Consider the following 12628-nt stretch of genomic DNA (forward strand, 5'->3'; position numbering starts at 1 on the left):
TCTGAATGCCCACATTGTGAGCAGTCGTTTCACTCTATGTTGCCAAAACGTGGAATGCAATCCTATTAAGTAGGATAATATCACGCTCGTGGGAGAGGACGTCATGCGGGGCTTCGGGAAATTGTTGATAGCGACGTCTGCGCTGGGCTGCCTGTTGGCGGTTGCGGATAGCGTCACTGCAGCGCCGCCGCGTGAGGCCGAGCGGCTCGATCGCGGGCTGATCGCGTCGCCGGCCAAGGGTGGGGGCTGGCTGGTCAGCTGGCGCCTGCTGGATAGCGACGCGCGCAATGTCGGCTTTGACGTCTATCGCGACGGGCGCCGCATCAACGCCAAACCGATCTCCGAAACCACCTCGTTCGTCGATCCCACCGGGTCGGCGGCCGCGCATTATACGCTGCGCATCGCCGGCACTCCCGCGACAAGCAAGGCGAGCGTTCCCGCGATCATGATGCCCAAGGGGTATCTGTCGATCCCGCTGACCCCGCCACCGGGCGGAACGGAGCCCGATGGAGAATCCTACACCTACTCCGCCAACGACGTGTCGGTCGGCGACCTCGACGGCGACGGCCGGTACGAGCTCATCCTCAAATGGGATCCGAGCAACAGCCACGACAACAGCCAGGCAGGCTATACCGGCGACGTTTTCGTCGACGCCTATACGCTGGACGGCAAGCGGCTGTGGCGGATCGATCTGGGCAGGAACATTCGCGCCGGCGCGCATTACACCCAATTCCAGGTGTTCGATTTCGACGGCGATGGCCGCGCCGAAGTGGCGATGAAAACCGCCGACGGTACGGTCGACGGCACCGGCAAGGTCATCGGCGACGCCAAGGCCGACTGGCGCAGCCATGGCGGTGAGGTGCCGCAGCCCGACCGTACCGGCGCCAAGCTGCTCGCCGACGGTACCAAGGTGGCGCCGCTCAAGGGCCGCATCCTGAAGGGCCCCGAATATCTCACCGTATTCGACGGCCGCACCGGCCGGGCGCTGGCCACCATGCCTTACGACCCTCCCCGCTATCCCGGCGGCAATCCGACCTTCGAACAACTGCGCGACACCTGGGGGGACGGCTATGCCAACCGCGCGGACCGCTTCCTGGCTGGCACCGCCTATCTCGACGGGCGCCACCCCAGCATGATCTTCGGCCGCGGCTATTACGCCCGCACGGCGATCGCCGCCTGGGATTATCGCGGCGGCAAGCTGACTAGGCGCTGGCTGTTCGATTCGGCGGCGCCCGGCAATGGCGACTACGGCAATCGCGGCAATCATCAGCTCAGCATCGCCGATGTCGATGGCGACGGCCGTGACGAGGTGATCTATGGATCGATGGCGGTCGACGACGATGGCAAGGGGCTATGGACCGACCCGCTCTATCACGGCGACACGATGCATGTCGGCGACCTCGATCCTCTCCGTCCGGGGCTCGAGAAATGGGGCGTGTTCGAAGAGGTGAAGGCGAATGGCGGGCTCGGCTCGGGCCTGCTCGACGCGCGCACGGGCGAAGTCCTGTGGACCAAGCCGGCCGAAACGGACACTGGGCGCGGCGTAGCCGCCGATATCGACCCACGCTATGTCGGAGATGAATTCTGGGGATCGAACAGCCGTGACCTGTTCGATGTCCATGGCAAGGCGATCGGCCCGGCGCCGCGGCAGACCAATTTCGCGATCTATTGGGATGGCGATTTTCTGCAGGAGTTGCTCGACGGCACGACGATCAGCAAATGGGACTGGAATACCGGCACCGCCATCACCTTGCTGCATCCCGACGACGTCGCGTCGAATAACGGAACCAAGGCCACCCCTGCCCTTCAGGCCGACATCCTGGGCGATTGGCGCGAGGAGGTGGTGTGGCGCTCGGCCGACAATCGCGAGCTCCGCATCTACACCACGCCCTATCCGACGACGCACCGATTGGTCACGCTGATGCAGGATCCGGTCTACCGCGCCGGCGTGGCGTGGCAGAACACCGCCTATAACCAGCCCCCACATCTCAGCTACTTTCCGGGCGCCTTGAAACCAAGCGAGACAGCGGCGCAATAGGTTGCGCCGCCCCACCGGCGTCATGGAGTAAGGTGGTCAGCCAGGCCAGCCGTGATCGCGGCCCCACGCCACGAACAGGTCCAACCACGGCACCGGCGTGCCGTCCTTATGGTTGGCCGGCGGGCCGTGACCGCCCTTTTCGAACACCATCAATTCGGCCGCGACCTTCGCCGCCTTCAGCGCCTCGAACATCAGCATCGCATTGCGGAACGGCACCACCGGGTCATCGCCGTTGCAGGCGACGAAGCTGGGCGGCATCGACGCCGGCAAGTCGCGTTGCGCCGAATAGCGCTGCTGCCATTGCGGATCCGCAGCGTGCGCGCCGAGTAATTCGCGGCGCGACTGGGCATGGACGCCGTCGTCGAGCATCGTGATGACCGGGAAGAACAGCCCCGCCACGACGGGCGCTGCGGACAGGCGATCGGCGGCGTCCTGCGGCTGATAAGTCGAAAGCGCGGAGCGGCTCGCCAGCCGCGCCGCGAGATGTCCGCCGGCGGAAAAACCGGTGACCGCGACGCGCGCCGGATCGACCGTCCAGCGCGTGCCCGCACCGGCGCGGATCACCCGCATGGCGCGCTGCGCATCCTGGAGCGGCGTGTCGGGGCCGGCCGCCCAATTATCGTGCGGCAGCCGATACAGAAGCTCGAACGCGGTAATCCCGCGTGCGGCGAAGTCGCGCGCGATGCCGCCGCCCGTACGGCCCACCGCAACGCGCGCATAACCGCCACCCGGACAAATGAGCACCGCCGCGCCGGTCGGCTTGGCCGGCTTGACCACAGTCAGCATCGGCGACGCGACATGCGGCCATGCGATATCGTCGACGCCGCCGTTGGGCGATCTCTTGACCCATTGTTCGACCACCGCCGGCGTCGGTGCGCCGGGCGGCGCCTTCGGCCAGATCGGGAAGCGATCGACCGTAACGCCCTCGCCCCTCGGGTCTGGCGCGCCCGGCGCCGCGCTCAGGGTCGCAGGAAGGGCAAAAGATGCGGCGATGGAGCCGGCGATCAGCGTGCGGCGCGTCGGCATCAATTGCCCTCCGGACGGCGCGCGTCGTGCGCGCTGCTGGGCGCCAGCCGAAAACTCGCCGGATCGGGCGGGCGAGCCGGATCGAACGGCGGAAGGTCGGATTTCAGATGCCGCGCCAGCGGTAGCTTCGCATCCGCCAGTCCCTTCGCCACGCATCGCGCCAGCACCCAGGCGCCGTAATTGTCATGATGCGTCGCGTCCTTGCCGTTGTCGTTGAAGGCAATCGGCGCCCGATCCGGCCCCAGCGCCTCATAAAAGGTCATGCTCATGGCATTGAGGTCGATCACCGGCACATTGAGCTCGGCGCCGACCGCCTTCACCGCCGCGGCATAGTCGGTCAGGGTCGGACGGATTTTCATGCCCGTCCAGAAACGCCGCTCGGGAGAGCTGACCAGCACCGGCGTGACGCCGCGCCTGCGGAACTCGGCGATCCAGGCGCGCAGATAATCGCGATAGGTCGTCTCGGCCGCGGCGTAGGTCTGCGGCCAGTTCGCCTTTTGATCGTTATGGCCGAACTGGATCAATGCCCAGTCGCCGGGCTTGGCCAGTTCGAGCACCTTGGCGAAGCGCAATTCGGTCATGAACGACTTCATCGTCTCGCCGCTCTCGGCATGGTTGGCGATGGCGATGTCGGGGGCGAAAAAGGCGGGAAGCATCTGTCCCCAGCTCGCGGCCGGCTCGGCCGGCTGGTCGGTGACGGTGGAATCGCCGAGCAGGAACATCGTGGGCAATGTCACCGGTTCGATCGCGATCGCGGTCACACCGGGATGCTCGCCGAGTATCTCCAGCGTCAGCTTGTCGTCCCAGCTGAACGAGCCCTTCTCGCGCGGCTTCAGCAGCACCTGCGATCCGCCGGGCGCATTGGGCGGCGGGGGCGCCAATTTGGCATCGCGCACGTTGACGATGAAGCTGACGGTCGCGTGTCGTCCGGCCGCGACCTTCAGGGCATCGACCATCAGGCGGCGCGACTCCGCCTTGATCGTCGTCTCGGTCGCCAAGTTCGGAAGGCCGATCGTCACCGTCACGCGGTAATTGCCTGGTGCGGCCGCGACCGAGAACAGCCGGTCGCTGCCCGCTTCATAGCCATATCCATCCGCATAGGCGCGGCCTGGTGCGACCGCGACGGTATCGGCGGATGCCGGCGCAGTGCCCAGCGCGAAGCGGCGGACCTGGGCGGACGCGGGCTGGATCGTCGCGGCGGCGATCATCGCGACGATCGGGATCAGGCGCATGACGGCCCGCCGACCGGAATAGTGCGGGTCAGCGCGGGCACGTGTGGCGTCACTCGCTTCGAAATCGGCAGGCGCAACGCCTTGAGGCCCATCGCCACCAGGTCGGCAATATGGCGCGCGCCGACCTCGCTGAAATGCGTGTCGTCGGACACCCCGTTGGGATAGCCGGGGGCCCCCGCCGCACCGTCATAATGCAGATAATAGGTCTTGGCGGCATCCGCGCCCAGCGCCTGGACCATTGCCTGCGAGCTCTTGCCCAGGTCGATCAGTGGCGTGTGCGTTTCCTTCGCCACACGGCGCGCGGCATCGGCATAGGTGGAGAAACTCGGCTGCTCGACGCCGTCCTTGAAATCGCGACGCGCGACCGGGGTCAGGATGACCGCCCTCGCCCCTGCCCTCTTCGCCACGTCGAGAAAGCGGTGGAGATTGGCGATATATTGCTCGATCGTCGTGTACCGTTCGGGTTTGTCGATGCTCGCGTCGTTATGGCCGAACTGGATCAGCAGGGTGTCGCCCTTCCTCAGATCGGCGGCGATCTTGTCGAGCCGGCCTTCGCGGATGAAGCTGTTGGTGCTGCGACCACCAATCGCGCGATTCTCGATCGTCACGCCCGGACCCACGGCGCACCGCAGCATCGTGCCCCATCCCGACTGAGGATATCTGTCGGGCTTGTAATCCTGTGCGGTCGAATCGCTGGCGATGAAGATGCGCATTGGCGCCGGCGACGATGCCTGCACGCTTGCCGCCACGAAGATGGCCAAAGCCCCGATCAGCACGCTGGGCACCCGCATCTCTCTCTCCTTCGTTGTCTGTTCCGCATTATGCAACCGCGTCCTACAAGCCGCAACCGGCTGAGATATTTTGCTACAATTTTCCCAATATGTAGACATTGCCTCTACATTTCGGGACATGCTAGGCAGATGGCCGGACAGATCAACGCGCGGCTACAGCGCGGGAAAGCAGGGGAAGAGGCGATGATGCGATGGGCATAATCCGGCCGGCTGGCATACCCTTCGGCATATGCGCCGCGATCCATATGGGCTCTGACGTCGGCCATCATTCGTGCGGCCGATCCGAGGTGCGCATAGCTCCGAGCCCGCTGTCTATTCGTCCGCCCATCCCCTGCCTTTGATGGAGAGAGAAATGAACCTGAGCCGTCGCGACGCGCTGAAGGCCGGCCTGTTGGCGGGGGTGACAACCATTATTCCGATCAGGTTGGACGCCGCGCCGGCCGGTTTCGTCCCCGCGCCCGTGCACTGGATCGACGGGCAGACGCCCGCCATGCATAGCGGCCAGACCTTTGGGGTCGCCTGGCCGCGCGGGACGATCAAGCACGACAGGCCCCTGACCGTTCTCGACGGCGCGGGAAAGCCGGTCCCATCGCAAGGCTGGACCACCGCGACCTGGCCCGACGGGTCGGTCAAATGGACCGCGCACGCGATTCCGGCCGACCTGTCGCCGGATGTACTGACCGTCACGCGCGGCCGGCCTTTGTCGCCAACCCAGCCGGTTGCGGTCGCGGAGAGCGCCGCCGCGGTCACGATCCGCATCGGCGACCTCGCCTGGGAAATCGCGAAGGGCGGCGACGCACTGATCCGGTCGGCGACGCAGGGCGGCAGGACGGTGCTCGGCCCCGTCTCGCTGGTCGGGTCGTCGCGCACCGACCCGATCCATGGCGCCGACACGCCCTTCACCGGCCGGATCGACACCGTGACGGTCGAGCAGCGCGGACCGGTCCGCGCCGTGGTGCGGATCGACGGCCACCATATGTCGGGCGAGCGCGCCTGGATGCCGTTCACCGTCCGCCTCTACGCCTATGCCGGATCGGCGGGCCTGCGCATCGTACATTCGGTCGTATTCGATGGCAGCGCGAGCCGTGATTTCCTGTCCTCGCTCGGCATCAGCGCGGCGGTGCCGATGCGCGGCGAGCTTCATGATCGTCACGTCCGCTTTGCCACCGATGGCCAGATGTTCGCGGAGGGCGTTCGCCCACTGACCGGGCTGCGTCGCGACCCCGGCAAGGCATTTCGCGACGCCCAGATCGCTGGCCGCGCAACACCCCCGCTCGACCAGATGGCAGGAGCGGTCCGCGCGACGCTGCAACGCATTCCCGCCTGGGGCGACTTTCGCCTGGAGCAGCCAACCGCCAACGGCTGGGCGCTGACCAAGCGCACTGGTCACGATCAGGGATGGGTCGACGCGGCGGAGGGGCGGCGCGCACCCGGCCTTGCCTATGTCGGCGGACCGGACGGAGGAGCCGCGATCGGCGTCCGCTATTTCTGGCAACGGCATCCAACCGCGCTGCACATCGATGGCGCCACGGGCGACACCGCAAAACTGACCGCCTGGCTCTGGTCGCCCGAGGCGCCCGCCATGGACCTGCGCCCCTATCACGGGACGATGGGGATGGAGGGCTATGACGCGCAGAATGAGGGGCTGTCGGTCACCTATGAGGATTATGAGCCCGGCTGGGACGACGCTTCGGGCATCGCGCGCACCAGCGAATTGATGCTGTGGGCGCTACCCGCCACGCCCGATCACGGCACGCTGGCGGCAATGGCCGCCGCTCAGGCGCAACCGCCGCAATTGATGGCCGCAGCCGCCCATCTCCATGCCGCCGGAATATTCGCCGATTATGGCCTTCCCGACCGCTCGACTCCCAACCGCACCGCGATCGAAAACCAGCTGTCCAACCTGGTCGATTTCTATGCCGGAGAGGTCGATCGCCGCTCCTGGTACGGTTTCTGGAACCATGGCGATGTGATGCACACCTATGACAGCGATCGCCATCGCTGGCGCTATGACATTGGCGGTTTCGCCTGGGACAATAGCGAGCTCTCGACCGACCTGTGGCTATGGTATCAGGCGCTCCGCACCGGCGACGCCCAAACGTGGCGCCTTGCCGAAGCGATGACGCGCCACACCAGCGAGGTCGACGTCTATCACACCGGACGTTTCGCCGGCCTCGGCACGCGCCATGGCGTGCAACATTGGGGCGACAGCTCGAAACAGCCGCGCGTCAGCAATGCCAGCTACCGCCGCATCTATTATTATCTGACCGCCGATGAGCGGGTCGGCGATCTGATGCGCGCGCTGATCACCTCCGATCGCGCGTTGATCAATGTCGAGATCGGGCGAAAGGTCCCCGGCGCCAAGAAGCCGCAATTGCCGCCCGGCACGATCGAGATGACTTTCGGCACCACTTGGTGCCCCCTCGCCGCGGCCTGGCTGACCGAGTGGGAGCGGACCGGGAACACCAAGTGGCGCGATCGGATCGTCGCGGGGCTGGAGACGATCGGCCACCTGCCGCACGGCTGGATGACCGGGAGCGCGCCTTTCGAATTGGCGACGGGTCGCTTCATCGACCAGAAGCGCGGAATCGGGCTGTCCCATCTCAATGCCGTATTCGGCGCGGTGGAAGTGAGTTCGGAGCTGTTGCGCCTGCTCGACGCTCCTTCCTATCGCAACGCATGGCTCGAATATTGCCGCTGGTACAACGCACCGCAGGCCGAATATCTGGCGAAATTCGGCCCGCCGTTCGGGCCGCGCAACCTGCGCGAGGGACATTCGCGGCTGACCGCCTACGCGGCATTCCAGGAGAAGGATGCCGCGCTGGCGACACGCGCGGCCGGCGAGTTCCTGTCGGGCGACGCCGGGCTCGGCACCTGGCCGCGCGACCCGCGGCATATGGTCGATAATGTGCTCGAATGGCCGGGCGTGTCGACCAACGCCTCGGCGCAATGGGGACTGGCGGCGATCCAGTGCCTGGCCTTGATACCCGAAGCGCTCGACCGCGTGCCGATCGTCGCGCCCGACGCTCCCGGACGCCGGCGGCTGGGCGATTCCGGCCGCGACTAGGGTGCCGCAAACACTTGGGGATTTGTTGAAAACGCGCGCTACACGGTCGGAGTAGGAATATGAGATATCTCTTGATGTGGCGCGCCGTGACGATGCCCCTTCTGGTGGTCCTCGCGCCAACCATGGCCGCCACCCCCGCCTTCGCGGCGAGCAAGATCGCCACGCCGAGGGACAAGTCGACCGCTGCTTCGATCGACAGCAGGGATGCCGATGATCTCGCCGATTTCGACCGCCGGGCCAGGATGGCGCGCGAGCTCGGGGCAACCGAGGTGGTCGTCACCGAAGGGCTTCCGATCGCTTATTGGGAATTGGACGCCGACGATCCCTATCCGGCGTGGTTCGCGCACCACGCTACCCTGTTCAAGATGTTCCCGCCCGCGGCAGTCCGTCCGTTCATGGACGGGGCCTATGCGGCGCGCGTCCAGCGCATCGTCACGCAGCGCTGCCAGATTCTCGGCAAATACGATCTGAAGGCGATCTGGAGCGCGAACGAACCCGGCGTCCTGCCTGAGGCCTTCTTCGCCGCCCATCCCGAATATCGCGGCCCGCGCATCGACCAGGTCACGAGATCGAAGAAGGTCTATTTCGCGCCGAACGTGGCGAATCCCGATGTGCTGGCCATGTACCGCGAGGCGACCACCGCGCTCGTGTCGGCATGCCCGCAGATCGAGACGTTTCTGTGGGTCACGACCGACGCCGGGTCGGGCTTCGATTGGGCGCCTGGCCTGTATCCCGGCGCGAATGGCGCATCGGAAAACCGCGACGTGCCGCTCGCCGACAGAGTGGTCGGCTTCATGACCAACATTCAGCAGGCGGCAGCCACGTCGGGGCACCGGATCCGCATCAACATCAATCAGATACCGCCACGGCCCTGGATGATCGCGACCTTTAGTCCGGACGTGCTCGAAAATATCCAGCGCAAGCTCCCGACCGATCTCGCCGTAAACGGCAAGGAAGGTCCTGACGGACGCCCCTTCGAGACCGGCATCACCCGTATCGATGACGGCGCCTTCTCCCCGGTCGTCGGCCTCGTCGTTCCGAGTTTCGATCCCGTCGCCAGGTCGAGCGGTGCTCACAAAGCCTATCTGCTCGGCGATCGTGAAAGTGAGGATTTCTCCTTCCGGCTGCTCAGGTCGACGCGGGATCAGCCGATGGCGACGACAGTCGAGCGGATCGCCGCGCTGCGGCGGTTCGCGGTGTCGGAAGTGGGTGACGACCAAGCCGACACCCTGATCGACGCCTGGAGCGCGTTGAACGATGTCCGCAAATATCTCGAAATGCTCGAATTCGGTCCGATGCTGCGCATGGGCCATGTGCTCAATCGATGGATCGAGCGCCCGATGGTGCCGATCCCCGCCGAACTGACCGATGCCGAAAAGGCCGGCTATCGCCGCTTCCTCTTTCAGGCGGGGACGGAAGAGACGGCCTCCAATTTGGCCGACATCCAGGCAATGCGCATGTACGAAGGATGGGGCGCGCACCTGCTATTCCAACGCGCCATCGAGATATCCATGCCGCGCGTCCGGCGTGCGCAGAAGGATTTCGACGCTCTCGCCGCCTCGGCGACCACGCCCGACGCTGCGGACTATTGGCGGCTCACAAGCAAGCGCGTTCAGGCGCTAGGGTATTTGCTGCAGTCGGCCGACAACATGGTTGGCTATCAGGCTCAGCTCGATCGCGTCACGGGGCTGGGCGTGAAACCTGAAGCCCATCCGGTCCTGGGCGTGCAGAACGATTGGGCACGCGCCGATATGATCAACACCGCGCGCCGCGAGATCGATACGGCAGTCTCGCTCGACAAGCTGATGTCGAGCAGCAGCCGCCCGCTGCTCGATCTCGCCGCCAGCGACAGCGAGGAGACGATCATGAAGCTAGGACCCAATTTCCAATCCGTGCTGCGGCAAAAGGTCCGCACCATGAATGCCCATTGGCGGGACTATGATCGGCTGTTCACGATGCCCAACCCATGATCGGGTGACGCTTCTTTCCGCCTGCCGAAACCAGATCTAGTCGGAAGTGGACGCCCGATAGCCGAGCGAAGCACCGATGCTCGCCGCCGCCGCCTTTACGGGAGCGGCGAGCTCCTCGAGGACCTTGTCCGTCAGATAGGCCGCCGCCCCGGCGATGCTGATGGCAACGACGATATTGCCCTTGTCGTTCCGCACGGGCGCGGCGACGGATCGGACGAAGTCGCCCGCCTCGCTCTCGTGAAGCACTACGCCCCGCGCCCTGTTCTCCCGCATCGCGTCGAGCCAATCTTTCAGCTTCTTGGCGCTGGCCTGGGGCTTTTCGGCCTGGAAAAATTTGGTCAGCGCGTCTTCCGATTGGTCGAGCAATAGCGCCTTTCCGATGCCGGTCTCCACGATCAATCGCCGATCGCCGGGCGCTGTCGCCACTCGCAGGCGCTGCCGCCCGGTCACGCGGTCGAGATGGCGCGACCAGTCGCCCTCGCGCTTACCGAGGAAGACGCAATATCCGGTTTCGGCCGACAGCGCCTCGAGATGCGGCCTGGCGACCCGCACGTAATCGGTCTGCTCCTGCGCCATCGATCCGAGCTGGAGAAGCTTCGGGCCCAGCGAATAGCCGTCCGGCGTGATTGCAAGGTAGTCGCGCGCCCTCAGGGCTTGGGCAAGTCGATGGGTCGTCGATCGCGTGAGATCGAGATTTCGTGCCAAGTCAGCCGACTTCACCGGGCCGTTGATTACTTGGTCGAGAATGTCCAACGCGCGCATCAGCGACTGCGCGCCCTTTAACGAAGCGTAAGGATCCTTGACGTCGGTATCTTTCGGCATCGAATTCTATCTCCGCGCTAGCGCCAGCGCATTGGTGAGTGCTGATTAATTCCCTGGGGGTCGCCGGATGAGATAGTATCCTCCCCGCCCTTTCACTAGCGGTCCAGGGGAGGAAACGGAAGAGTCGCGCGCGGTTGCCATACGATCGTGGACTTGCGGGGATCGCGGCTTTTCGCCGTCAGCGATGCCATCGCCGGTTTGCTGACGACGATCGACGAGAGTGCTCGATCGAAGCGCTGACCTCGACCTGCGGCAGGTGCCGGTCGCGGCGCACCCCCCGGGGCCATCGAGGATCACGAGCGCCGTTTCAAGGCGCTTTGGCGCGCGATCTCGACCGCGTAAATGCCCGGTTCCCCCTCCATGTTCGACCGAAAGATGAGCCATTTGCCGTCCGGCGAGAAACGCGCGTTGGGTTCCAGCCGGTAATCCTGCCTGGACATGTCGACCAACTTTTCGCCATCCAACGTGCCGGGCGCGATCAACGTCTCCGACCCCGGCGCATGGATACCCGCAACATCGGGAATCGCCCTGGGGCGGAATAGGTAAAGCCATTTGCCGTCCGGTGCGTGCGCGACCATTTCGCTATCGCCACCGTCACCGGAGAATACGGTCTGGTCGGGTGAGATATTGTAATGGACCGACCATTGGTTGCGATCGACCTTGTACCAGCGCCGCTTGGCGGTCGCGAGGTCGTATCCCGCGAGCCAGAAAACTTCACCGCGCGGCGTTTGCAAATCGTACCAGATGGTCTTGCCGTCGGGCGACCAGAATTCGTGTCCGGCAATCTCCATGTTCATCGTACGATTATGGATCTTGGTCAGGCCGGTACCGTCTGTCCTGATCGTCCAGATCCGATCGACCTTGTGCCAGGGCCCCTCATGGCAAAACATCAGCAGGCCCGGGTCGGTGGGCGAGAATTGCAGGTGGTTGAGCCAGTCGGTCGACGCGATCACGGTCTTGCGCTGGCCCGTGCGGATATCGATCGTGAATATCTCCATCGGAATCTTGGCTTCGAGCCGTTCGTTGAGCCGTACTTCCTTCGCCTCGGCGAAGGTCAGCGGCTTACCGTCCGGGCCGTTGGCGGCATAAGGAGCTTGATCGAACCGGGCATCACGCCCCGCCACGCCCGGCTGAAGCGGCATCGCGCGTTCGGTCACTGCCCCTGCCAGCAAGGTCTCGTCGGCGTTGATCGTCGCGATGCCGCCGGCCGGCACGTCCGCGATCTTCCGTGTCCTTCCGCTGTCGATATCAGCCGCCCACACCTCGATCGCGCCGGTCTGGCCATCGCGGTCCGCCGCCCCCGTCCCGCCGGCCGAGCGGCTGCGCGTCGCATAGTAGACTGTGCGTGTCTTGCGGCCGGTGAACAGCAATTGCAGTCCGTCGCCGGTCACGATGGGCGAAATTTTCCAGCTTTTCACGTCGACCGCGGCGATACCCTGCGCCGTCGAGATGACCATCTTGTCCCCTTGGGGGGCGAAGCTCTGCTGGTGGAAATAGAGGCTGGACATGCCCGGACCGGTCGAAATCCGGACGACGCGGTGGCCGGTCTTCGCATCGATCCATTCGCGCGGCGTATCTGCAGCAGGCACTGCGGTCGACGCCGCGACAGCGGTCAAAGCGAGCAACCCGGCAGCTATCAGCTTCATATCTTAACTCTCCAAAACGGGCCGCGTCTGCCGCGC

At 65.2% G+C, this 12628-nt stretch carries 8 protein-coding genes; 3 read left to right on the plus strand and 5 right to left on the minus strand.

The window, feature by feature from the left end; genetic code table 11:
* The first annotated feature begins 103 nt into the window (after positions 1 to 103).
* On the plus strand, positions 104 to 2038 hold the full coding sequence (locus SMA01S_RS01060) for a rhamnogalacturonan lyase (protein ID WP_169804154.1): 1935 nt from the start codon (positions 104 to 106) through the stop codon (positions 2036 to 2038).
* A gap of 36 nt (positions 2039 to 2074) precedes the next feature.
* Here the strand turns inward: SMA01S_RS01060 and SMA01S_RS01065 are convergent, their stop codons facing one another.
* From SMA01S_RS01065 to SMA01S_RS01075, 3 genes are read right to left on the minus strand one after another with little or no spacing between them, the layout of a single operon-like run.
* On the minus strand, positions 2075 to 3064 hold the full coding sequence (locus SMA01S_RS01065; RefSeq protein ID WP_066816375.1) for an alpha/beta hydrolase: 990 nt from the start codon (positions 3062 to 3064) through the stop codon (positions 2075 to 2077).
* On the minus strand, positions 3064 to 4296 hold the full coding sequence (locus tag SMA01S_RS01070; protein WP_066816378.1) for a rhamnogalacturonan acetylesterase: 1233 nt from the start codon (positions 4294 to 4296) through the stop codon (positions 3064 to 3066). Before SMA01S_RS01070 ends, SMA01S_RS01065 begins: the two co-directional genes overlap by 1 nt.
* Positions 4287 to 5087: a rhamnogalacturonan acetylesterase gene (locus tag SMA01S_RS01075; protein WP_066816382.1), complete on the minus strand. Its 801-nt coding sequence runs from the start codon at positions 5085 to 5087 to the stop codon at positions 4287 to 4289. The genes SMA01S_RS01070 and SMA01S_RS01075 overlap by 10 nt, the downstream gene beginning before the upstream one ends.
* 352 nt (positions 5088 to 5439) lie before the next feature.
* Here SMA01S_RS01075 and SMA01S_RS01080 point away from each other — a divergent pair, with 352 nt between their 5' ends.
* Positions 5440 to 8154, plus strand: coding sequence for an exo-rhamnogalacturonan lyase family protein (locus SMA01S_RS01080; RefSeq protein ID WP_369405649.1), 2715 nt, complete (start codon positions 5440 to 5442; stop codon positions 8152 to 8154).
* 59 nt (positions 8155 to 8213) lie between these two features.
* Positions 8214 to 10124 (plus strand): hypothetical protein, encoded by a 1911-nt coding sequence (locus SMA01S_RS01085; RefSeq protein WP_066816385.1) that lies wholly within the window; start codon positions 8214 to 8216, stop codon positions 10122 to 10124.
* A 36-nt stretch (positions 10125 to 10160) separates the two neighbouring features.
* On the opposite strand, the gene SMA01S_RS01090 is transcribed toward SMA01S_RS01085, so the two are convergent.
* Positions 10161 to 10946: an IclR family transcriptional regulator gene (locus SMA01S_RS01090; RefSeq protein ID WP_066816387.1), complete on the minus strand. Its 786-nt coding sequence runs from the start codon at positions 10944 to 10946 to the stop codon at positions 10161 to 10163.
* A 293-nt stretch (positions 10947 to 11239) separates the two neighbouring features.
* Positions 11240 to 12592 (minus strand): oligogalacturonate lyase family protein, encoded by a 1353-nt coding sequence (locus SMA01S_RS01095; RefSeq protein WP_066816389.1) that lies wholly within the window; start codon positions 12590 to 12592, stop codon positions 11240 to 11242.
* Positions 12593 to 12628: the final 36 nt, after the last annotated feature.

Origin of the sequence: Sphingomonas mali NBRC 15500 (assembly GCF_001598415.1) — a bacterium.
Taxonomy (GTDB): Bacteria; Pseudomonadota; Alphaproteobacteria; order Sphingomonadales; family Sphingomonadaceae; genus Sphingomonas; species Sphingomonas mali.